The 23,490-nt window shown below is 56.5% G+C and carries 19 protein-coding genes; 18 read left to right on the top strand and 1 reads right to left on the bottom strand.

Annotated features, from left to right (window positions below; genetic code table 11):
* The first annotated feature begins 188 nt into the window (after nucleotides 1-188).
* The 9 genes from iscS to sseB all read left to right on the top strand — a co-directional run bounded on the left by iscS (nucleotide 189) and on the right by sseB (nucleotide 7,398).
* Nucleotides 189-1,403: a cysteine desulfurase gene (iscS, locus tag OGW17_RS21055; protein WP_024130117.1), complete on the top strand. Its 1,215-nt coding sequence runs from the start codon at nucleotides 189-191 to the stop codon at nucleotides 1,401-1,403.
* Between the two features lie 27 nt (nucleotides 1,404-1,430).
* Nucleotides 1,431-1,817, top strand: coding sequence for a Fe-S cluster assembly scaffold IscU (gene iscU, locus OGW17_RS21050; protein ID WP_002913991.1), 387 nt, complete (start codon nucleotides 1,431-1,433; stop codon nucleotides 1,815-1,817).
* A gap of 17 nt (nucleotides 1,818-1,834) precedes the next feature.
* Nucleotides 1,835-2,158, top strand: coding sequence for an iron-sulfur cluster assembly protein IscA (iscA, locus tag OGW17_RS21045; RefSeq protein WP_004104506.1), 324 nt, complete (start codon nucleotides 1,835-1,837; stop codon nucleotides 2,156-2,158).
* Between the two features lie 95 nt (nucleotides 2,159-2,253).
* Complete coding sequence (hscB, locus tag OGW17_RS21040; RefSeq protein WP_012131249.1) at nucleotides 2,254-2,769, top strand: co-chaperone HscB; 516 nt, start codon at nucleotides 2,254-2,256, stop codon at nucleotides 2,767-2,769.
* Nucleotides 2,770-2,784: 15 nt separating this feature from the next.
* Nucleotides 2,785-4,635: a Fe-S protein assembly chaperone HscA gene (gene hscA, locus OGW17_RS21035; RefSeq protein ID WP_071258070.1), complete on the top strand. Its 1,851-nt coding sequence runs from the start codon at nucleotides 2,785-2,787 to the stop codon at nucleotides 4,633-4,635.
* Between the two features lies 1 nt (nucleotide 4,636).
* Entirely contained in the window at nucleotides 4,637-4,972 is a 336-nt protein-coding gene (fdx, locus tag OGW17_RS21030) for an ISC system 2Fe-2S type ferredoxin (RefSeq protein ID WP_012131251.1), read from the top strand.
* Between the two features lie 11 nt (nucleotides 4,973-4,983).
* Nucleotides 4,984-5,184: a Fe-S cluster assembly protein IscX gene (gene iscX, locus OGW17_RS21025; RefSeq protein ID WP_049010617.1), complete on the top strand. Its 201-nt coding sequence runs from the start codon at nucleotides 4,984-4,986 to the stop codon at nucleotides 5,182-5,184.
* Between the two features lie 59 nt (nucleotides 5,185-5,243).
* Nucleotides 5,244-6,527 (top strand): aminopeptidase PepB, encoded by a 1,284-nt coding sequence (gene pepB, locus OGW17_RS21020; RefSeq protein ID WP_071258069.1) that lies wholly within the window; start codon nucleotides 5,244-5,246, stop codon nucleotides 6,525-6,527.
* A 94-nt stretch (nucleotides 6,528-6,621) separates the two neighbouring features.
* On the top strand, nucleotides 6,622-7,398 hold the full coding sequence (gene sseB, locus OGW17_RS21015) for an enhanced serine sensitivity protein SseB (RefSeq protein WP_012131255.1): 777 nt from the start codon (nucleotides 6,622-6,624) through the stop codon (nucleotides 7,396-7,398).
* Between the two features lie 90 nt (nucleotides 7,399-7,488).
* Here the strand turns inward: sseB and sseA are convergent, their stop codons facing one another.
* A complete protein-coding gene (gene sseA / locus OGW17_RS21010) occupies nucleotides 7,489-8,331 on the bottom strand; it encodes a 3-mercaptopyruvate sulfurtransferase (protein ID WP_024130118.1) in 843 nt (280 codons plus the stop codon).
* A gap of 210 nt (nucleotides 8,332-8,541) precedes the next feature.
* Between sseA and OGW17_RS21005 the strand changes: the two genes are divergently transcribed.
* The 9 genes from OGW17_RS21005 (at nucleotide 8,542) to bamB (ending at nucleotide 23,477) form a co-directional block, all read left to right on the top strand.
* The gene (locus OGW17_RS21005; protein ID WP_071258067.1) at nucleotides 8,542-13,476 is read left to right on the top strand and encodes an alpha-2-macroglobulin family protein; all 4,935 of its coding nucleotides are present in this window, start codon (nucleotides 8,542-8,544) and stop codon (nucleotides 13,474-13,476) included.
* Nucleotides 13,477-15,789, top strand: a complete 2,313-nt coding sequence (gene pbpC, locus OGW17_RS21000) for a peptidoglycan glycosyltransferase PbpC (RefSeq protein ID WP_071258066.1) — start codon at nucleotides 13,477-13,479, stop codon at nucleotides 15,787-15,789.
* Nucleotides 15,790-15,937: 148 nt separating this feature from the next.
* Nucleotides 15,938-16,369: a nucleoside-diphosphate kinase gene (ndk, locus tag OGW17_RS20995; RefSeq protein ID WP_012131261.1), complete on the top strand. Its 432-nt coding sequence runs from the start codon at nucleotides 15,938-15,940 to the stop codon at nucleotides 16,367-16,369.
* 285 nt (nucleotides 16,370-16,654) lie between these two features.
* Nucleotides 16,655-17,821 (top strand): dual-specificity RNA methyltransferase RlmN, encoded by a 1,167-nt coding sequence (gene rlmN, locus OGW17_RS20990; protein WP_012131263.1) that lies wholly within the window; start codon nucleotides 16,655-16,657, stop codon nucleotides 17,819-17,821.
* Nucleotides 17,822-18,111: 290 nt separating this feature from the next.
* Nucleotides 18,112-19,125 carry a cytoskeleton protein RodZ gene (gene rodZ / locus OGW17_RS20985; protein WP_012131264.1) on the top strand — a complete coding sequence of 338 codons (1,014 nt, stop codon included), beginning with the start codon at nucleotides 18,112-18,114 and terminating at the stop codon, nucleotides 19,123-19,125.
* 26 nt (nucleotides 19,126-19,151) lie between these two features.
* The gene (ispG, locus tag OGW17_RS20980) at nucleotides 19,152-20,270 is read left to right on the top strand and encodes a flavodoxin-dependent (E)-4-hydroxy-3-methylbut-2-enyl-diphosphate synthase (protein ID WP_012131265.1); all 1,119 of its coding nucleotides are present in this window, start codon (nucleotides 19,152-19,154) and stop codon (nucleotides 20,268-20,270) included.
* Between the two features lie 109 nt (nucleotides 20,271-20,379).
* Nucleotides 20,380-21,654, top strand: a complete 1,275-nt coding sequence (gene hisS / locus OGW17_RS20975) for a histidine--tRNA ligase (protein WP_024130119.1) — start codon at nucleotides 20,380-20,382, stop codon at nucleotides 21,652-21,654.
* 13 nt (nucleotides 21,655-21,667) lie between these two features.
* Complete coding sequence (locus tag OGW17_RS20970) at nucleotides 21,668-22,288, top strand: YfgM family protein (RefSeq protein ID WP_012131267.1); 621 nt, start codon at nucleotides 21,668-21,670, stop codon at nucleotides 22,286-22,288.
* Between the two features lie 10 nt (nucleotides 22,289-22,298).
* Complete coding sequence (bamB, locus tag OGW17_RS20965) at nucleotides 22,299-23,477, top strand: outer membrane protein assembly factor BamB (protein ID WP_047462014.1); 1,179 nt, start codon at nucleotides 22,299-22,301, stop codon at nucleotides 23,475-23,477.
* The last annotated feature ends 13 nt before the right edge of the window (nucleotides 23,478-23,490 follow it).

Below are 23,490 nucleotides of genomic sequence, written 5' to 3'. Positions count from 1 at the left end.
ACTTACTTATGTAAGCGCCTGGGTTTCACAAGCTTGTCGCCTTGCTGCACCGCAAAACAGTTAGGGTAAAAAATTATAATAGATTTCAGAATCAGGCCGGGGCGTTTACTCGCCCCGTGTACTCGGTCGTACATCCAGCCGGTTGCCTGATTCCTTGCATTGAAGCGATGTACGGAGTTTATAGAGCAATGAAATTACCGATCTATCTCGATTACTCCGCAACCACGCCGGTGGACCCGCGTGTTGCCGAGAAAATGATGCAGTTTTTGACCCTGGACGGAACCTTTGGTAACCCGGCCTCTCGTTCACACCGTTTCGGCTGGCAAGCTGAAGAAGCGGTAGATATCGCCCGCAACCAGATCGCAGAACTGGTTGGCGCCGATCCCCGTGAAATCGTCTTTACCTCCGGTGCGACTGAATCCGACAACCTGGCGATTAAAGGTGCGGCCAACTTTTATCAGAAAAAAGGCAAGCACATCATCACCAGCAAAACCGAGCATAAAGCCGTGCTGGATACCTGCCGTCAGCTTGAGCGCGAAGGGTTTGAGGTTACTTACCTGGCGCCGCAGAGCAACGGCATTATCGATCTGAAAGAACTCGAAGCGGCGATGCGCGATGACACCATTCTTGTGTCCATCATGCATGTCAACAACGAAATCGGCGTGGTGCAGGATATCGCGACCATCGGCGAAATGTGCCGTGCGCGTGGCATTATCTACCACGTTGACGCCACCCAGAGCGTGGGCAAACTGCCTATCGACCTGAGCCAGCTGAAAGTGGACCTGATGTCCTTCTCCGGCCACAAAATCTATGGCCCGAAAGGGATTGGCGCGCTGTATGTGCGTCGTAAACCGCGTATTCGTATCGAAGCGCAGATGCACGGCGGCGGTCATGAGCGCGGTATGCGTTCCGGTACGCTGCCTGTACACCAGATCGTCGGTATGGGCGAAGCTTACCGTATCGCGAAGGAAGAGATGGAAACCGAGATGGCGCGTCTGCGCACGCTGCGTAACCGTCTGTGGAACGGCATCAACGATATCGAAGAAGTTTACCTGAACGGTGACCTGGAACAGGGCGCGCCGAACATTCTCAACGTCAGCTTTAACTACGTTGAAGGCGAATCCCTGATTATGGCGCTGAAAGATCTGGCGGTGTCTTCAGGTTCCGCCTGTACGTCTGCAAGTCTGGAACCGTCCTATGTGCTGCGCGCACTGGGCATGAATGACGAGCTGGCGCATAGCTCTATCCGTTTCTCTTTAGGTCGTTTCACTACTGAAGAAGAGATCGACTACACCATTGAGCTGGTGCGCAAATCCATCGGTCGTCTGCGTGACCTTTCCCCGCTGTGGGAAATGTTCAAACAGGGCGTGGATTTGAACAGCATCGAATGGGCTCATCATTAATCGGTATCGGAATCAGGAGAATTTATAATGGCTTACAGCGAAAAAGTAATCGATCATTACGAGAATCCACGCAACGTGGGTTCCTTTGACAACAGCGACGAAAACGTAGGCAGCGGTATGGTGGGTGCACCGGCTTGCGGCGACGTGATGAAGTTGCAGATTAAAGTCAACAATGAAGGTATCATTGAAGACGCGCGTTTCAAGACTTACGGCTGCGGTTCCGCTATCGCGTCCAGCTCCCTGGTCACCGAATGGGTGAAAGGGAAGTCTCTGGACGAAGCGCAGGCGATTAAAAATACCGATATCGCAGACGAGCTTGAACTGCCTCCGGTGAAAATTCACTGCTCCATTCTGGCAGAAGACGCAATTAAAGCCGCTATTGCGGATTACAAAAGCAAACGTGAAGCAAAATAAGAAGAGTTGAGGTTGTTATGTCGATTACACTTAGCGACAGTGCTGCAGCGCGAGTAAATACCTTTCTGGCAAACCGTGGTAAAGGGTTTGGCCTGCGCCTGGGGGTGAGAACCTCCGGCTGTTCAGGTATGGCTTATGTACTGGAATTTGTTGATGAACCGGCGGCAGAAGACACCGTGTTTGAAGACAAAGGCGTAAAAGTCGTGATCGACGGTAAGAGCCTGCAATTTCTGGACGGTACGCAGTTAGACTTCGTAAAAGAAGGTCTGAACGAAGGGTTTAAATTCACCAACCCGAACGTAAAAGACGAGTGTGGTTGCGGCGAAAGCTTCAACGTGTAACGTGCTTACCGATAACCCCACCGTGGTCACCTGCGCGTGGGGTTTGTTTTACCTGACTCCCTGAAACATCAGAGAGTCGATGCCCTGAGAATGTTATGGACTACTTCACCCTCTTTGGCTTGCCAGCCCACTATCAACTCGATACCCAGGCGCTGAGCCTCCGTTTTCAGGATCTTCAACGTCAGTATCATCCTGATAAATTCGCCAGCGGTACGCAGGCTGAGCAACTCGCCGCCGTACAACACTCCGCGACCATTAATCAGGCCTGGCAAACGCTGCGTCACCCTTTGACGCGCGCCGAATATTTACTGTCACTACACGGCTTTGATCTGGCCAGCGAGCAGCATACGGTGCGCGATACCGCGTTTTTGATGGAACAGCTGGAACTGCGTGAAGAGCTTGATGAAATAGAACAGGCAAAGGACGAAGCGCGACTGGAAAGTTTCATCAAGCGCGTGAAAACAATGTTTGATGCCCGCCATCAGCTGATGGTGGAACAGTTGGACAACGAGACGTGGGACGTGGCGGCGGACACCGTGCGTAAACTGCGTTTTCTCGATAAACTGCGAAGCAGCGCCGAACAACTCGAAGAAAAGCTGCTCGATTTTTAATTCCCGGAAGCGAATATGGCCTTATTACAAATTAGTGAGCCTGGTCTGAGCGCTGCGCCGCACCAGCGTCGTCTGGCGGCAGGCATCGATTTAGGTACTACCAACTCATTGGTTGCGACCGTTCGCAGCGGCCAGGCAGAAACGCTGGCCGATCACGACGGTCGCCATCTGTTGCCGTCAGTCGTTCACTATCAGCAGCAGGGCCACACGGTCGGTTACGCGGCGCGCGCGAACGCGGCGCAGGACACGGCTAACACCATCAGCTCGGTAAAACGCATGATGGGCCGCTCGCTGGCGGATATTCAGACGCGCTATCCCCATCTGCCGTATCAGTTCCAGGCCAGTGAAAATGGTCTGCCGATGATTGAAACGGCGGCAGGTCTGCTCAACCCGGTACGTATTTCTGCCGATATCCTGAAAGCGCTGGCGGCGCGGGCGACGGAAGCGTTGTCGGGCGAGCTGGATGGCGTGGTCATTACCGTGCCCGCTTACTTTGACGATGCACAGCGCCAGGGAACGAAAGACGCGGCGCGTCTGGCGGGGCTGCACGTCTTGCGTCTGCTCAATGAACCTACGGCGGCGGCGATCGCCTACGGTCTGGACTCCGGCAAAGAAGGCGTTATCGCGGTTTACGACCTCGGCGGCGGCACCTTCGATATCTCTATTTTGCGCCTGAGTCGCGGCGTGTTTGAAGTGCTGGCGACCGGCGGTGATTCCGCGCTCGGCGGCGACGACTTCGACCATCTGCTGGCCGATTACATCCGTGAGCAGGCGGGCATTGCCGATCGCAGCGATAACCGCGTCCAGCGTGAACTGCTGGATGCCGCCATCGCGGCAAAAATCGCGCTGAGTGATGCCGATTCCGTTAGCGTCAATGTGGCGGGCTGGCAGGGCGACATCACCCGTGAACAGTTTAATGACCTTATCGCCGCTTTAGTTAAACGTACTCTGATGGCCTGTCGCCGCGCATTGAAAGATGCGGGCGTTGAGGCGCAGGAGGTGCTGGAAGTGGTGATGGTCGGCGGCTCCACTCGTGTGCCGCTGGTGCGCGAACGCGTGGGCGAATTTTTTGGTCGTCCGCCGCTGACGGCAATCGACCCGGATAAGGTCGTCGCCATTGGCGCGGCGATTCAGGCGGATATCCTCGTCGGCAACAAGCCGGACAGCGAAATGCTGCTGCTGGACGTGATTCCGCTGTCGCTGGGGCTGGAAACTATGGGTGGCCTGGTGGAGAAAGTGATCCCGCGTAACACCACCATTCCGGTGGCGCGCGCGCAGGACTTCACCACCTTTAAAGATGGTCAGACCGCGATGTCGATCCATGTCATGCAGGGCGAGCGCGAGCTGGTGCAGGATTGCCGTTCGCTGGCGCGCTTCGCGCTGCGCGGGCTCCCGGCGATGCCGGCGGGCGGGGCGCATATCCGCGTCACCTTCCAGGTGGATGCCGATGGCCTGCTGAGCGTCACCGCGATGGAAAAATCCACCGGCGTTGAGGCGTCTATCCAGGTCAAACCGTCTTACGGTCTGACGGACAGCGAAATCGCCACCATGATTCAGGATTCAATGAGCTTTGCCGAGCAGGATGTAAAAGCCCGTATGCTGGCAGAGCAAAAAGTGGAAGCGGCGCGCGTGCTGGAAAGCCTGACCGGCGCGCTCGCTGCTGATGCCGCGCTGCTAAGCGCCGCAGAACGTCAGGTCATTGATGATGCCGCCGCGCACTTGAGCGAGGTTGCGCAGAGCGATGATGTTGACGCGATAGAACAAGCCATTAAAAACGTAGACAAACAAACCCAGGAATTCGCCGCTCGCCGCATGGACAAATCTGTTCGTCGCGCGCTGCAAGGCCATTCCGTGGACGAGGTTTAATATGCCAAAGATTGTTATTCTGCCTCATCAGGATCTCTGTCCCGATGGCGCAGTTCTGGAAGCTGAGACCGGCGAAACCATTCTTGACGTTGCCCTGCGTAACGGTATCGAGATTGAACACGCCTGTGAAAAATCCTGTGCCTGCACGACCTGCCACTGCATCGTGCGTGAAGGTTTCGATTCCCTGCCGGAAAGCACGGAAGACGAAGACGATATGCTGGATAAAGCCTGGGGTCTGGAGCCGGAGAGTCGTTTGGGCTGTCAGGCGCGCGTCACCGATGAAGATTTGGTGGTCGAAATCCCACGTTACACAATCAACCATGCACGCGAGCATTAACAGAGGGTAGTATGGGACTGAAGTGGACTGATAGCCGCGAAATCGGCGAGGCGCTGTACGACACGTTCCCCGATCTCGATCCTAAGACCGTTCGTTTCACCGACCTGCATCAATGGATTTGCGATCTTGAGGATTTTGATGATGACCCGCAGGCATCAAATGAAAAGATCCTTGAGGCTATCCTGCTGGTCTGGCTGGACGAAGCTGAATAAATAAACGGGCTGCCCACGGGTGGCCCGTTTTCCTGTATGCGCGAAGAAGGAAAAGAACAATGACTGAAGCGATGAAAATTACGCTCTCCACCCAACCGGCTGACGCTCGCTGGGGAGACAAAGCCACATACAGCATCAATAACGACGGCATTACCCTGCACCTGAACGGTAAAGATGACTCCGGTTTAATCCAGCGCGCGGCGCGTAAAATCGACGGCCTGGGCATTAAACACGTACAACTGACCGGCGCTGGCTGGGATGTGGAGCGTAGCTGGGCATTCTGGCAGGGTTACAAAGGGCCGAAAGGCAGCCGCAAGGTCGAGTGGCCAGATCTTGACGATGAGAAGCGGAAGGAACTGGACAACCGTCTGACGATCATTGACTGGGTGCGTGACACCATTAACGCGCCGGCGGAAGAGCTGGGGCCGGAACAGCTGGCGCAGCGTGCCGTTGATCTGCTGTGCAGCGTCGCGTGCGATCATGTCTCTTACCGCATTACCAAAGGCGAAGATCTGCGCGAGCAAAACTACATGGGGCTGCATACCGTTGGCCGGGGTTCCGATCGCGCGCCGGTGCTGCTGGCGCTGGATTACAACCCAATCGGCGATAAAGACGCGCCGGTTTACGCCTGTCTGGTGGGCAAAGGCATTACCTTTGACTCCGGCGGTTACAGCATCAAGCAAAGCGCATTTATGGACTCGATGAAGTCCGATATGGGCGGTGCGGCAACGGTAACGGGCGCGCTGGCATTTGCGATTACCCGTGGTCTGAACAAACGCGTGAAGCTGTACCTGTGCTGCGCGGATAACCTGATCAGCGGCAACGCGTTTAAACTGGGCGATATCATTCATTATCGCAACGGTAAGAACGTGGAAGTGATGAACACGGATGCGGAAGGGCGCCTGGTGCTGGCGGATGGCCTGATCGACGCCAGCGCGCAAAAACCAGAGCTGATCATCGATGCGGCGACGCTGACCGGCGCCGCGAAAACCGCGCTGGGTAACGACTACCACGCGTTGTTCAGTTTTGATGACGCGCTGGCGGGGCGTCTGCTGGCGAGTGCGGCAGAAGAAAACGAACCGTTCTGGCGTCTGCCGCTGGCGGAGTTCCACCGCAATCAGTTGCCTTCTAACTTTGCGGAACTGAACAATACCGGTAGCGCGGCGTATCCTGCCGGGGCGAGCACCGCAGCGGGCTTCCTGTCGCACTTTGTCGAAAACTACCAGCAGGGCTGGCTGCACATTGACTGCTCTGCAACCTACCGTAAAGCGCCGGTTGAGCAGTGGTCGGCAGGGGCGACCGGTTTGGGTGTGCGCACCATCGCTAACCTGTTAACAGCATAATTATGTAGGCCGGATAAGCGTTAGCGCTATCCGGCAAGATAACGGCGGGGGCGCTTCGCTTGCCCGCCCTACACGCATCTCTATTGTGATCCTTATGTCCGAAACAAAAAACGAATTAGAAACCCTGCTGGAGAAGGCGGCGACTGAACCCGCGCATCGTCCGGCATTTTTCCGTACCTTACTGGAGTCCACCGTTTGGGTGCCAGGCACAGCGGCTGAAGGCGAAGCGATTGTTGACGATAGCGCGCTGGATTTGCAGCACTGGGAAAAAGAAGACGGCACGACGGTCATCCCGTTTTTTACCTCTCTGGAAGCCTTGCAGCAGGCGGTAGAAGACGAGCAGGCATTCGTGGTGATGCCGGTGCGCACGTTATTTGAAATGACGCTCGGCGAAACGCTCTTCCTGAACGCAAAACTGCCTACCGGCAAAGAGTTTATGCCGCGTGAGATCAGCCATCTGATCGGTGAAGAGGGCAATCCGCTGAGTACACAGGAAGTGCTGGAAGGTGGTGAATCGCTGATTCTGTCTGAGGTGGCAGAACCACCTGCGCAGATGATCGACTCCCTGACCACGCTGTTTAAAACCATCAAACTGGTTAAGCGCGCCTTTCTTTGCACCATTAAAGAGAGCAATGACGCCCAGCCGAATCTGTTGATTGGCATCGAAGCGGATGGCGACATCGAAGAGATCATTCATGCGGCGGGCAGCGTGGCGACTGATACCTTGCCCGGCGATGAACCGATTGATATCTGTCAGGTGAAAAAAGGTGAGCAGGGCATCAGCCACTTTATTACCGAGCACATCGCGCCGTTCTACGAGCGCCGCTGGGGCGGGTTCCTGCGCGATTTCAAACAGAATCGGATTATCTGATCCCGGTAGCCGGATGGCGTTCACGTCATCCGGGACAACCCGCACTGTAGGCCGGATAAGCGCAAGCGCCATCCGGCACATTACAAAACGTTAGGCCGGCTCTACCGGTAAATCATTACGCGCGCCCCATTCGCTCCATGCGCCGTCATACAACGCGACATTGGGCACATCCAGCGTGGCGAGCGCCAGCACCACGACCGCCGCAGTGACACCTGAACCGCAGCTGGCGATAATCGGTCTGTCAAAACTGACGCCGTGACTGAAGAAAATGACGTCCAGTTCATCGGTCGTTTTTAATTCCCCTTCACGCACCAGCTCTGTCCAGGGAACGTTCAACGCGCCGGGAATATGGCCACGCTTCAGACCCGGACGCGGTTCATCGGCTTCGGCATTAAACCGTGGCGCCGGGCGGGCATCAACGATTTGCGCGGTTCTTTCATGGCTCGCCAGAAGTACATCGGTCAGACGCACAACCTTCTCCGCCGTGAATTTAACGTCAAATTCCCCTTCCGGGAGTTCCACTTCGCCTTCCTGAAGCGGCAGCTCATCGCGCTGCCAGCCCGCCAGACCACCGGCAAGAATTGAGACGTTTTCTACGCCAAACGTTCGCAGCATCCACCACGCGCGCGGGGCGGAAAACAGGTTGCCTTCATCGTAGACCACCAGATGTCTGTCCTGGTGTACGCCCAGTTCACGCATCGCCACGGCGAAGGCTTCCGGGCGCGGCATCATGTGCGGCAGCGGCGAGGTGTGATCGGAGAGCGCTTCAATATCGAAAAAGAGTGCTCCGGGGATGTGGCCTGAACGATATTCACCCGCAACATCCCTGTCTTCCTGTCCGGGAGGCGCCATGCGGGCGTCGATAATTTGAATTTGCGGATCGTCGATATGCTCTGCCAGCCAGTCGGCGGCGACAAACCAGGAGGTGGACATAGGCGTCTCCATCTTTTGCCATAATAATGCCAAATTGTCGGACGTTTACCGCAAAGGGACAAGTAAAAGAGGCTGATTTGGCTGGTGAAACCACATTTCTGATGAAAAAATCAGAACTTATATAACGAATACTGGCTTTCACAACGGGAAATCTCACGCATAATAGTTACTCTACGTTGCTAACGGGCCACTGTGGCCAGGGATGAAAGAATGAAACACATACGCGTAGCCGCTTGCATGCTTATGCTGGCGTTGGCGGGGTGCGATAACAACGATAACGCGCCAACGGCGGTGAAAAATGATGAGACGCCCGCCGCGCAATCCGCTCCGACGAAAGATCCGGCACAACTGCAAAAGCTGGCGCAACAGAGCGAAGGTAAAGAACTGACGCTGCTGGACGCCTCCGAAGTCCAGTTGGACGGCGCGGCGACGCTGGTGCTGACGTTCTCCATTCCGTTAGATCCTGAACAAGATTTTGCCCGCACCGTACATGTGGTCGATAAAAAAAGCGGCAAGGTTGATGGCGCCTGGGAGCTGTCGCCGAATCTGAAAGAGCTGCGCTTGCGCCACCTGGAACCCAACCGCGATCTGGTGGTGTCCGTTGAGCGTGATTTAACGGCGCTGAATAAAACCGCTTTTGGCCGCGCGTATGAAAAAACCATTACCACGCGGGACGTTCAGCCGAGCGTCGGCTTTGCCAGCCGTGGCTCGCTGCTGCCGGGAAAAGTGGTGGAAGGCTTGCCGGTCATGGCGCTGAACGTGAACGAGGTGGATGTAAACTTCTTTCGCGTGAAGCCTGAGTCGCTGGCGGCATTCGTCAGCCAGTGGGAATACCGCAATGCTCTTTCGAACTGGGAATCTGACAACCTGCTCAAAATGGCGGATCTGGTCTATACCGGGCGTTTTGATCTCAATCCTGCGCGTAATACGCGTGAAAAACGCCTGCTGCCGCTGAGTGACATTAAGCCCCTGCAACAGGCGGGCGTGTACATTGCGGTAATGAATCAGGCCGGACATTACAACTACAGTAATCCTGCCACGCTCTTTACCCTCAGCGACATTGGCGTTTCCGCCCACCGTTATCACAATCGTCTTGATATCTTTACGCAGAGTCTGGAAAACGGCGCAGCGCAGCAGGGGGTTGAGGTTGCTCTGCTTGATGAGAAAGGTCAGACGCTGGCGCAAGCCGCCAGCGATGCGCAGGGGCATGTACAGCTGGAAAATAGTCAGCAGGCGGCGCTGTTGCTGGCGCGAAAAGACGGACAAACCACGCTGCTGGATCTGAAACTGCCCGCGCTGGATCTGGCGGAGTTCGCGATTGCGGGCGCGCCGGGCTACAGCAAGCAGTTCTTTATGTTCGGCCCGCGCGATCTGTATCGTCCTGGGGAAACGGTGATCCTCAACGGACTGCTGCGCGACAGCGACGGTAAAACCTTGCCCGATCAGCCCGTCAAACTGGAAGTGGTAAAGCCGGACGGTCAGGTACTGCGCACCGTTGTCAGCCAGCCTGAAAACGGGTTATACCGCTTTACGTATCCGCTGGATAGCGGTGCGCCAACCGGCATGTGGCACATCCGCGCGAACACGGGCGATAACCAGCCCCGGATGTGGGATTTCCATGTCGAAGATTTTATGCCGGAGCGAATGGCGCTTAATCTCAGCGCGCAGAAAACGCCGTTAGCCCCGTCGGAAGAGGTGACGTTCTCCGTTGTTGGTTACTACCTGTACGGAGCGCCTGCCAATGGCAACACGTTACAGGGGCAACTCTTCCTGCGCCCGCAGCGTGAAGCGGTACAGGCGCTGCCGGGCTTCCAGTTTGGCGATATTGCAGAAGAAAACCTTTCCCGCAGTCTGGACGAAGTCCAGCTTACGCTGGATGAAAATGGCCGTGGCGACGTCTCCGCCAACAGCCAGTGGCAGGAAGCGCATTCGCCGTTACAGGTGATCCTACAGGCAAGCCTGCTGGAATCAGGCGGTCGCCCGGTCACTCGCCGTGCGGAACAGGCTATCTGGCCTGCCGATACCTTGCCGGGTATTCGTCCGCAATTCGCCTCTAAAGCGGTGTATGACTATCGTACTGACGCCACGGTTAACCAACCCATCGTGGATGAGGGCGGTAACGCCGCCTTTGATATTGTCTACGCCGATGCGCAAGGCAATAAAAAAGCCGCTTCGGGTTTGCAGGTTCGTTTGATCCGTGAACGGCGCGATTACTACTGGAACTGGTCGGAAAGCGAAGGCTGGCAGTCGCAGTTTGATCAAAAAGATCTGGTTGAAGGGGAGCAGACGCTGGATCTCAGCGCCGATGAAACGGGCAAGGTGAGCTTCCCGGTTGACTGGGGATCGTATCGTCTCGAAGTGAAAGCCCCGAACGATGCGATCAGCAGCGTGCGCTTCTGGGCAGGTTACAGCTGGCAGGATAACAGCGACGGCAGCGGCGCGGCGCGCCCGGATCGCGTCACCCTGAAGCTGGATAAACCCACCTATCGTCCTGGGGACACCATCAAACTGCATGTCGCCGCGCCGGTGGCGGGTAAAGGCTACGCGATGGTGGAATCAAGCGACGGCCCGCTCTGGTGGCAGGAAATAGATGTACCTGCCGAGGGCCTCGACCTGTCGATTCCCGTCGATAAAGCCTGGAATCGACACGATCTCTACCTGAGCGCGCTGGTCGTGCGTCCGGGCGATAAGTCGCGTTCAGCGACGCCGAAACGCGCGGTTGGGCTGCTGCACCTGCCGTTGGGGGATGAAAATCGTCGTCTGGATCTGACGCTGGAAAGCCCGGCTAAAATACGTCCAAACCAGCCGCTGACGGTGAACGTCAAAGCCAGCGCTAAACATGGCGAAACGCCAAAACAGATCAACGTACTGCTCTCTGCGGTGGACAGCGGAGTGTTGAATATCACCGATTACGTTACGCCAGATCCGTGGCAGGCATTCTTCGGGCAAAAACGCTATGGCGCGGATATTTATGATATCTACGGTCAGGTGATTGAAGGGCAGGGACGTCTGGCGACGCTGCGTTTTGGCGGCGACGGCGATGAACTCAAACGCGGCGGCAAACCGCCGGTCAACCATGTCAACATCGTGGCGCAGCAGGCGTTGCCGGTTACGCTCAATGAGCAGGGCGAAGGTTCCGTTACGTTGCCGATTGGTGATTTTAACGGCGAGTTACGCGTTATGGCCCAGGCATGGACGGCAGAGGACTTCGGCAGCAGTGAAAGCAAGGTGATTGTTGCCGCTCCGGTGATTGCGGAGCTGAATCAGCCGCGCTTTATGGCGGGCGGCGATACTTCGCGCCTGACGCTGGATGTCACTAACCTGACAGACAAACCGCAGACGTTGACGATTGAACTCGCCGCCAGTGGGTTACTGGAACTGGTGAGTCAGCAACCTGCTCCGGTAAACCTGGCGCCGGGCGTGCGTACGACCTTGTTTATCCCGGTACGCGCAAAAGAAGGGTTTGGCGAGGGAGAATTGCAGGCCACGCTGACCGGCCTGAACCTGCCTGGCGAGACGCTTCCCGCTCAGCATAAGCAGTGGAAAATTGGCATCCGTCCGGCCTGGCCTGCGCAGACGGTAAATAGCGGAACGGTGCTTCAGGCGGGGGAAACCTGGCATGCGCCCGCCCAAAATCTGGAGAACTTCTCGCCGGTAACGTTGCAGGGGCAGCTGTTGCTTAGCGGCAAACCGTCGCTGAACCTGGCGCGCTATATTCGGGAGCTGAAGGCTTATCCGTATGGTTGTCTGGAACAAACCGCCAGCGGCCTGTTCCCGTCGCTCTATACCAACGCGGCGCAACTGAAGGCGTTGGGGATCGCGGGCGATACTGATGAAAAACGCCGTGCGGCAGTCGACACGGGGATCTCCCGGATGCTGCAAATGCAGCGTGATAACGGCGGTTTTGCCCTGTGGGATAACAACGGGCCGGAAGAATACTGGCTTACCGCATATGCGATGGATTTCCTCGTGCGCGCTGGCGAGCAAGGATACAGCGTTCCGGCCGATGCGATTAACCGGGGAAATGAACGCCTGCTGCGCTATTTGCAGGACCCGGGCATGATGTCGGTTCGCTATAGCGACGATACCCAGGCCAGCAAATTTGCCGTTCAGGCGTATGCGGGACTGGTGCTGGCGCGTCAACAAAAAGCGCCGCTTGGCGCGCTGCGTGAAATCTGGGAACGCCGGGCTCAGGCCGCGTCGGGCTTGCCGCTTCTGCAACTGGGCATTGCGCTGAAAAATATGGGCGATGCCAGCCGCAGTGAACAGGCGTTGACGCTGGCGCTGAACACGCCGCGCCGTGACGCGCAGCAATGGATGGCGGATTACGGTAGCCCGTTGCGTGATAACGCGCTCATGCTGTCGCTGCTGGAAGAAAATAAACTGCAACCCGAGGCGCAAAATACGCTGCTGACGACGCTTTCTGAACAGGCATTTGGTCAGCGCTGGCTTTCGACGCAGGAGAGTAATGCGCTGTTCCTTGCTGCGCGCACGCTACAGGATCTGCCGGGGACATGGCAGGCGCAGACTTCGCTCGCTGACCAGCCGTTGACGGGCGATAAAGCGCAAACGCGTAATCTGGATGCCGATCGGCTTTCCGCGTTGCAGGTGACCAACAGCGGCGACCAACCGCTGTGGCTGCGTCTGGACAGCAGCGGATACCCGCAAACGGCGCCCGTACCTGCCAGCAATGTGTTGCACATCGAGCGCCAGATTCTGGGAACCGATGGTCAGAGTAAATCGCTCAGTTCCCTGCGCAGCGGTGAACTGGTGCTGGTCTGGCTCGAAGTGAAAGCGAGTCAAAACGTGCCAGACGCGCTGGTGGTCGACCTGCTGCCTGCCGGTCTGGAGCTGGAAAACCAGAACCTGGCAAACAGCAGCGCCAGCCTGCAGGACAGCGGCAGTGAAGTGCAAAATCTGTTAAATCAGATGCAGCAGGCGGATATTCAGCATATGGAATTCCGTGACGATCGCTTTGTCGCGGCGGTGGCGGTTAACCAGGGGCAGCCGGTGACGCTGGTGTATCTGGCGCGCGCGGTGACGCCGGGAACCTATCAGGTTCCTGTCCCGCAGGTGGAGTCAATGTATGTTCCACAGTGGCGGGCGACGGGATCAACCGAGGGGCTTTTGATTGTCACGCCATAAATGATCGTCCTGCGCAGTCTACGCGGTGGCTGGCGCTGGCTGGCCATCGCTCCATTTCTGATGATTCTGACAGTCTGGGCGGCGGACAAAATCTGGCCGCTGCCGCTGCACGAGGTCAATCCGGCACGGGTGGTGGTGGCGCATGACGGCACACCGCTGTGGCGCTTTGCCGATGCGGAGGGGATCTGGCGCTATCCCGTGACGATTGAAGACGTTTCTCCCCGCTATCTTGACGCGTTAATCAATTACGAGGACCGCTGGTTCTGGCAGCATCCGGGCGTGAATCCGTTTTCGGTACTGCGTGCCGCCTGGCAGGATCTGTCGTCAGGACGCGTGATTTCCGGCGGCAGTACGTTGACCATGCAGGTGGCGCGACTGCTGGACCCGCATCCGCGAACCTTTGGCGGTAAATTTCGCCAGCTCTGGCGCGCGCTCCAGCTGGAGTGGCACCTGTCCAAGCGTGATATTCTGACGCTGTATCTGAACCGTGCGCCGTTTGGCGGAACGTTGCAGGGCATCGGCGCCGCCAGTTGGGCTTATCTGGGTAAACCACCGACGCAACTGAGCTATTCGGAAGCGGCGTTGCTGGCGGTTTTACCGCAGGCGCCGAGCCGCTTGCGTCCCGATCGCTGGCCGGATCGCGCGCAAGCGGCGCGCAATAAAGTGCTGGAGCGGATGGCGGCGCAGGGCGTATGGTCGGCCCGGAATGTTCAGGAGGCCCGCGAAGAACCCGTCTGGCTGGCGCCCCGACAAATGCCGCAACTGGCGCCACTGTTCTCACGCATGATGCTGGGCAAAAGCAACAGTGACAAAATCGTCACCACGCTGGATGCCGGGTTGCAGCGTCAGCTTGAAGAGCTGGCGCAAAACTGGAAGGGACGGCTTCCGGCGCGCAGTTCGCTGGCGATGATCGTTGTCGATCATACCGATATGAGCGTGCGTGGTTGGGTTGGATCGGTGGATATGAATGATGACAGTCGTTTTGGTCATGTGGATATGGTCACTGCGATCCGATCGCCGGGATCGGTGCTTAAACCCTTTGTCTATGGGCTGGCGCTGGATGACGGGTTGATCCATCCCGCCTCGCTGTTACAGGATGTGCCGCGCCGTACCGGCGATTATCGTCCGGGAAACTTTGACAGCGGGTTTCATGGCCCCGTCAGCATGAGCGAAGCGCTGGTGCGTTCGTTAAATTTGCCTGCGGTACAGGTGCTGGAAGCATATGGCCCAAAACGTTTTGCGGCAAAACTGCGTAACGTTGGCCTGCCGCTGTATCTGCCTGCGGGCGCGGCCCCTAATCTTTCCCTGATTCTGGGCGGCGCGGGTGCAAGGCTTGACGAGATGGTGGCGGCATACAGTGCGTTCGCCCGTCATGGCAAGGCGGCAACATTGCGCTTGCAGCCAGAGGATTCGTTGCAGGAGCGTCCGCTGATGTCGCCGGGCGCGGCCTGGATCATCCGGCGGGTGATGGCCGATGAAGCGCAGCCGTTGCCGGATAGCGCCCTGCCGCGCGTAGTGCCGCTCGCCTGGAAAACCGGCACCAGCTATGGCTATCGCGACGCATGGGCGATAGGCGTTAGCTCCCGCTATGTGACTGGCATCTGGACGGGCAGGCCCGACGGCACACCCGTTGCCGGACAGTTTGGTTTTGCCAGCGCGGTGCCGCTGCTTAATCAGGTGAATAATATGCTGATGGCGCGCGCCGCGACGCAGCCTGAAGATCCGCGTCCGGCGTCGGTGAGCCGGGGCGTTATCTGCTGGCCGGGCGGACAGGCGCTTTCGGCGGGAGACAATAACTGCCGCCGTCGACTGGCGACCTGGCTGCTGGAAAACAGCCAACCACCGACGCTGCTGTTACCTGAACAGGAAGGGATTAGCGGCATTCGTTTTCCTGTCTGGCTGGATAATGACGGAAAACGCGTCGCCGCCGATTGCGCCCAGGCGCGGGAGCAGACGTTGATTGTCTGGCCGTTGCCGCTGGAGCCCTGGTTGCCCGCTGCTGAACGCCGCGCTGCGCGACTACCGACGGCTTCGACGACCTGCCCGCCGCTGGGGCAGGATGCGCCTTTACCTCTACAGTTAACGGGCGTGCGTGATGGCGCGATAGTGAAACGGTTACCTGGCGCTTCCGGGGTGGATTTATCGATTCAGAGCAGTGGTGGCGCGGGGGCGCGCTGGTGGTTCCTCAATGGTGAGCCGTTGGGAGAACGCGAGCGGAATATTACGTTACATCTTGCCGAAAAAGGCGAGTATCAATTACTGGTTATGGATGCCGCTGGACAGATTTCTGCGCTGCGATTTACTCTGCAATAGACCTGATAGCAACAGTTTGTTGCTAATACTCATCTTATTTTAAAAAAATGTTACCTTCATCCATAGGCAATAACCCGGATGCTCTTTATAATCCGCGCCAGGTCGTACAAGCATATATACAACAGCAGAACACATTACAGAGGTAATCATGGCGATTGAACGTACTTTTTCCATCATCAAACCAAATGCGGTGGCAAAAAACGTTATTGGCAACATCTTTGCGCGCTTTGAAGCAGCAGGGTTCAAAATTGTCGGTACGAAAATGCTGCACCTGACCGTTGAGCAGGCGCGCGGTTTCTATGCCGAGCACGATGGTAAGCCGTTCTTCGACGGCCTGGTCGAGTTCATGACCTCTGGCCCGATCGTGGTTTCCGTACTGGAAAGCGAAAATGCCGTGCAGCGTCACCGCGACCTGCTGGGCGCAACCAACCCGGCTAACGCGCTGGCGGGCACCCTGCGTGCCGACTACGCGGACAGCTTCACCGAAAACGGCACCCACGGTTCAGATTCTCTGGAATCCGCTCAGCGTGAAATCGCCTATTTCTTTGGTGAAGGCGAAGTGTGCCCGCGCACTCGTTAATAAATCAGTGATGTAGTATGTAGGCTTGATAAGACGCATCTGCGTCGCCATCAGGCAGTCGCGCAATGCCGGATGGCGCTGACGCTTATCCGGCCTACGACTTATCAGGTCTACGACGCTGCTCTGCCTTTACACATTATTTTCGCTAATGTCCCGCGCAGGCGTGGCATCCTTGCGATAGAATTTGTACAATGCAGCGCCCCAGGACGAGCACCGCTCACTGGGGCGCTTCTTTTTTCAACCCTCCAGGGGCCATAACGTGTAATAACGAGGCCGGAATAGAATATGTCTGAACAAATTGTCACGTCTGAAATCATCACCCCGGTTGTTCCTGATAAAAATGGAAAAATTAACCTGCTGGATCTGAACCGTCAGCAGATGCGGGAGTTTTTTAAAGAATTAGGTGAAAAACCCTTCCGCGCCGATCAGGTGATGAAGTGGATGTACCACTATTGCAGCGATAACTTTGATGAGATGACCGACATCAACAAAGTGTTACGTGGCAAACTGAAAGAGGTGGCGGAAATCCGCGCGCCAGAGGTGGTGGAAGAACAGCGTTCTTCAGATGGCACCATCAAATGGGCGATTGCCGTTGGCGATCAGCGCGTGGAAACGGTCTACATCCCGGAAGACGATCGCGCCACGCTGTGCGTCTCTTCGCAGGTTGGTTGCGCGCTGGAGTGTAAATTCTGCTCAACTGCGCAGCAGGGCTTTAACCGTAACCTGCGCGTCTCTGAAATTATCGGCCAGGTGTGGCGTGCGGCGAAAATTGTCGGCGCGGCGAAAGTCACCGGGCAACGTCCGATCACCAACGTGGTGATGATGGGCATGGGTGAACCGCTGCTGAACCTGACCAACGTCGTACCGGCGATGGAAATCATGCTGGATGATTTCGGTTTCGGTCTGTCTAAACGCCGCGTTACGCTGTCGACGTCAGGCGTTGTTCCGGCTCTGGATAAACTGGGCGACATGATTGACGTTGCGCTGGCGATCTCTTTGCATGCGCCGAACGATGAAATTCGCGATGAAATTGTACCGATCAACAGAAAGTACAACATCGAAACGTTCCTCGACGCGGTTCGCCGTTATTTGCAGAAATCCAATGCGAATCAGGGACGCGTCACAATTGAATACGTCATGCTGGACCACATCAACGATGGAACGGAACATGCGCATCAGCTGGCGGAACTGCTGAAAGATACGCCGTGTAAGATTAACCTGATTCCGTGGAACCCGTTCCCGGGCGCGCCGTATGGCCGGAGTTCCAACAGCCGCATCGATCGTTTTTCTAAGGTGTTGATGAGCTATGGTTTCACGACCATTGTGCGTAAAACACGCGGCGACGATATTGATGCCGCTTGTGGTCAGCTTGCCGGGGATGTGATTGACCGTACCAAACGTACTCTGCGTAAGCGTATGCAAGGTGAGGCTATCGACATTAAGGCGGTCTGATACGGCTTGCGCCATTGTGTGTTTTGTGTACAGTGGCGCAATGTTGGTTGAATGATGCCTCAAGTTGTACTTATCTGGTCAATATTAACGGTGCGTTTTTGTCAACTTTAGGGCAGTATGTAGCGGTGCAACAATAGTTTAGCCTTAAGGATTAAGCTGTTTTGTCATAAGTAGCCTGACAGTCTTATACTGTCCAACTAAGGTTAACTGACCAGATGTTTCGCGGTGCGGGTGGGCATTGTGTCTCACCGGCGCCTGAACCCCAATTTACGTACCAGCAGCTGTAGCGAATGAATACTGAAGCCACGCACGACCAAAATGAAGCACAATCCACCGGCGTTCGTCTGCGCAATGCCCGTGAACAACTCGGACTCAGCCAGCAGGCGGTTGCAGAGCGACTTTGCCTGAAGGTTTCCACGGTACGCGATATTGAAGAAGATAAGGCCCCGGCCGATCTCGCTTCAACGTTTCTGCGCGGGTATATCCGCTCTTATGCGCGTCTGGTGCACATCCCTGAAGAAGAACTGCTGCCCGGTCTGGAAAAACAGGCGCCGGTTCGTCCTTCCAAAGTCGCGCCAATGCAGAGTTTCTCTTTAGGTAAGCGTCGTAAAAAGCGCGATGGCTGGTTGATGACGTTCACCTGGCTGGTGCTGTTTGTGGTGGTTGGCCTGACGGGGGCCTGGTGGTGGCAAAACCATAAGGCGCAGCAGGAAGAACTCACCACGATGGTCGATCAATCCTCTGCTGAACTGAATGCTGGCGGCGATAGCGCCCAGAGCGTACCGCTGGACACCAGCGAAGCCGCAAGCCAGGATTCGACGCCAGCGCCAACTGCGCCTGTTGACTCTACGGCGACAAACGCCGTGCCGCAGACGCCGGATGCGTCCGCGACGACCACGGCGCCTGCCGCAGACGCTCAGCAGAATGCGGTCGTTGCGCCTTCTCAGGCGAATGTGGATACCGCAACCACGGCGCCTGCCGCGACGGGTGATACGGCGTCATTGCCGACCGATCAGGCGGGCGTGGCTACGTCAGCGGTCGATCAGAACGCGCTGGTGATGAACTTTACCGCCGATTGCTGGCTGGAAGTCACCGATGCGACAGGGAAAAAACTGTTTAGCGGAATGCAGCGTAAAGATGGCAATTTAAACCTAACCGGTCAGGCGCCTTATAAGCTTAAAATTGGCGCCCCGGCTGCGGTACAGATCCAGTATCAAGGAAAACCTGTCGATCTGAGCCGTTTTATCAGAACTAACCAGGTTGCGCGTCTGACCCTTAATGCCGAACAATCACCGGCGCAGTAACAGACGGGCAACGCGGGAGATTTTTCATGCATAACCAGGCTCCAATTCAACGTAGAAAATCGAAACGTATTTACGTTGGGAATGTGCCGATTGGCGATGGCGCCCCCATCGCCGTACAGTCAATGACCAATACGCGCACGACGGATGTGGAAGCGACGGTCAATCAAATTAAAGCGCTGGAGCGTGTTGGCGCGGATATCGTCCGCGTCTCCGTGCCGACAATGGATGCCGCAGAGGCGTTTAAACTGATCAAGCAGCAGGTTAATGTCCCGCTGGTTGCTGATATCCACTTCGACTATCGCATTGCGCTGAAAGTGGCGGAATATGGCGTGGATTGCCTGCGAATCAACCCAGGCAACATCGGTAACGAAGAGCGTATTCGTACCGTTGTCGACTGCGCTCGCGATAAAAATATCCCTATCCGTATCGGCGTAAACGCCGGATCGCTGGAAAAAGATCTACAGGAAAAATACGGTGAGCCGACGCCGCAGGCGCTGCTGGAATCGGCGATGCGCCATGTGGATCATCTCGATCGCCTGAACTTCGATCAGTTTAAAGTCAGCGTGAAAGCCTCGGATGTTTTCCTCGCGGTAGAATCCTATCGTCTGTTGGCGAAACAGATCGAACAACCGTTGCATCTTGGGATCACCGAAGCGGGCGGCGCGCGCAGCGGCGCGGTGAAATCGGCGATCGGCCTCGGTTTACTGCTGTCGGAAGGCATTGGCGATACGCTGCGCGTCTCTCTGGCGGCCGATCCGGTAGAAGAAATTAAAGTGGGCTTCGATATTCTGAAATCGCTGCGCATTCGTGCGCGTGGGATCAACTTTATCGCTTGCCCAACCTGTTCCCGTCAGGAGTTCGACGTCATCGGCACGGTCAACGCGCTGGAACAACGCCTTGAAGACATCATCACGCCAATGGACGTTTCCATCATCGGCTGTGTGGTGAACGGGCCGGGCGAAGCGCTGGTTTCGACGCTGGGCGTAACGGGCGGCAACAAGAAAAGCGGCCTGTATGAAGACGGCGTGCGTAAAGACAGACTCGACAACGATGATATGATTACGCAGCTTGAAGCCCGTATCCGCGCGAAGGCCAGCATTATGGACGAAGCGCGTCGAATCGACGTGCAGCAGGTTGAAAAATAATAACGCGATGGGAAGCGGCGCGCTTCCCGTGTATGATTGAACCCGCATGGCTCCCGTATCGTTTGGGAAGCGCTGAGGGTTCATTTTTATATTCAGAAAGAGAATAAACGTGGCAAAAAACATTCAAGCCATTCGCGGCATGAACGATTATCTGCCTGGCGAAACCGCCATCTGGCAGCGCATTGAAGGCACACTCAAAAACGTGCTCGGCAGCTACGGTTACAGTGAAATCCGTTTGCCGATTGTAGAGCAGACCCCGTTATTCAAACGCGCTATCGGTGAAGTCACTGACGTGGTTGAAAAAGAGATGTACACCTTTGAGGATCGTAATGGCGACAGCCTGACGTTGCGTCCTGAAGGGACGGCGGGTTGCGTACGCGCCGGTATCGAACATGGTCTCCTGTACAATCAGGAACAGCGCTTGTGGTATATCGGGCCGATGTTCCGCCACGAGCGTCCGCAGAAAGGGCGTTATCGTCAGTTCCATCAGTTGGGTGTCGAAGCCTTCGGTCTGCAAGGGCCGGATATTGATGCGGAGCTGATTCTGCTGACCGCGCGCTGGTGGCGTGCGTTGGGTATTGCTGAACATGTGAATCTGGAGCTGAACTCCATCGGTTCGCTTGACGCGCGCGCCAACTATCGTGATGCGCTGGTGGCATACCTTGAACAGCATAAAGAGAAGCTGGACGAAGACTGCAAACGCCGCATGTATACCAACCCGCTGCGCGTGCTGGATTCCAAGAACCCGGACGTTCAGGCGCTGCTCAACGATGCGCCTGCTCTGGGCGACTATCTGGATGACGACTCCCGCGAGCACTTTGCCGGTCTGTGCAAACTGCTGGAAGCGGCGGGTATCGCTTACACCGTCAACCAGCGTCTGGTTCGCGGCCTTGATTACTACAACCGTACCGTATTTGAATGGGTAACCAACAGTCTGGGGTCTCAGGGCACGGTGTGCGCCGGCGGTCGTTATGACGGTCTGGTGGAGCAACTTGGCGGTCGCGCAACCCCGGCGGTGGGCTTTGCGATGGGTCTGGAACGACTTGTTTTGTTAGTTCAGGCAGTTAATCTGGAATTTAATGCCGATCCTGTTGTCGATATATACCTGGTAGCCTCAGGCGCGGATACGCAGTCTGCGGCGATGACACTGGCGGAGCGCCTGCGTGATGAAAATCCGGGCGTGAAACTGATGACTAACCACGGCGGCGGCAACTTTAAGAAACAGTTTGCCCGTGCCGATAAATGGGGCGCCCGCGTTGCACTGGTGCTGGGTGAGTCCGAAGTGGCTGACGGCACCGTTGTAGTGAAGGATTTGCGCTCTGGTGAGCAAACGGCAGTCGCACAGGATAGTGTGACCGCACATTTGCGCACGTTATTGGGTTAAGGAGAAGGACAGCGTGGAAATTTACGAGAACGAAAACGACCAGGTTGATGCGATTAAACGCTTCTTTGCTGAAAATGGCAAAGCGCTGGCTGTTGGGGTGATTTTAGGGGTTGGCGCGCTGCTCGGTTGGCGCTACTGGACCAGTCATCAGACGGAGTCCGCACGCTCTGCTTCTCTGGCATATCAAAATGCGGTGACCGCGGTGAGCGCGGGCAAACCGGATAGCATCTCCGCTGCGGAGAAATTCGCCACGGAGAATAAAAATACCTACGGCGCGTTAGCTTCTATGGAACTGGCGCAGCAGTTTGTTGATCAAAATGAACTTGAGAAAGCCGCAGCCCAGCTACAGCAAGGACTGGCGGCCACCAGCGATGAGAACCTCAAAGCGGTGATTAATCTGCGTCTTGCCCGCGTTCAGGTGCAGCTCAAGCAGGCCGATACCGCGCTGAAAACGCTCGATACCGTAAAAGGTGAAGGATGGGCTGCGATTGTCGCCGATCTGCGTGGCGAAGCGTTGTTGAGCAAAGGCGATAAACAAGGCGCGCGCAGCGCATGGGAAGCAGGCGTGAAAAGCGATGCCAGCCCGGCGCTGAGTGAAATGATGCAGATGAAAATCAATAATTTGTCCATCTGAGAGGGACCCGATGCAATTGCGTAAATTACTTCTGCCAGGACTGCTTTCTGTTACGTTATTGAGCGGTTGTTCACTGTTTAGTGGCGAAGAAGATGTTGTCAAAATGTCCCCGTTGCCGACGGTGGAAAACCAGTTTACGCCGTCTACCGCATGGAGTACGTCTGTAGGTAGCGGTATCGGCGAGTTCTATTCCAACCTGCACCCGGCGTATGCCGATAACGTGGTCTACGCGGCTGACCGTAAAGGCACCGTAAAAGCGGTAAACGCGGATGACGGGAAAGAAGTCTGGTCCGTGAACCTGGCGGAGAAAGACGGCTGGTTCTCCAGAGCGCCTGCGTTGCTGTCTGGCGGCGTAACGGTCTCCGGCGGCCATGTCTATATTGGCAGCGAAAAAGCGCAGGTTTATGCGTTGAACGCGGCTGACGGTACGACGGCATGGCAGACGAAAGTCGCCGGTGAAGCGTTATCTCGCCCGGTTGTCAGCGATGGCCTGGTGCTTATTCATACCAGCAACGGTCAGTTGCAGGCGCTGAATGAGGCGGACGGCGCGATCAAATGGACCGTGAACCTCGACATGCCGTCGCTTTCGCTGCGCGGTGAGTCCGCTCCGGCTACCGCGTATGGCGCCGCCATTGTGGGTGGTGATAACGGTCGCGTCAGCGCCGTGCTGATGCAGCAGGGCCAGATGATTTGGCAACAGCGTATTTCCCAGGCGACCGGTTCGACTGAAATCGACCGTCTGAGCGATGTCGATACCACGCCGGTTATCGTCAATGGCGTCGTTTACGCGCTGGCTTATAATGGTAACCTGACGGCGCTGGATCTGCGCAGTGGTCAGATTATGTGGAAACGTGAGCTGGGCTCGGTGAATGATTTCATCGTTGACGGCGATCGTATCTACCTGGTGGATCAGAACGACCGTATTCTGGCATTGACCACCGACGGCGGCGTGACGCTGTGGACGCAAAGCGATCTGCTGCACCGCCTGCTGACATCGCCTGCGCTGTATAATGGCAATCTGGTGGTAGGCGATAGCGAAGGCTATATGCACTGGATTAACGTTGAGGACGGTCGTTTTGTGGCTCAGCAAAAAGTGGATAGCTCCGGCTTCCTGACCGAACCGGTCTCTGCCGATGGCAAACTGCTGATCCAGGCGAAAGACGGTACGCTGTACTCTATTACGCGTTAATCGTCACGGCCGC

It is taken from the genome of Citrobacter sp. CK181 (assembly GCF_030333595.1).
Lineage (GTDB): Bacteria > Pseudomonadota > Gammaproteobacteria > Enterobacterales > Enterobacteriaceae > Citrobacter_B > Citrobacter_B koseri.
Note: the sequence above shows the minus strand (reverse complement) of the source record. Positions and strands in the feature narration are given on the sequence as shown.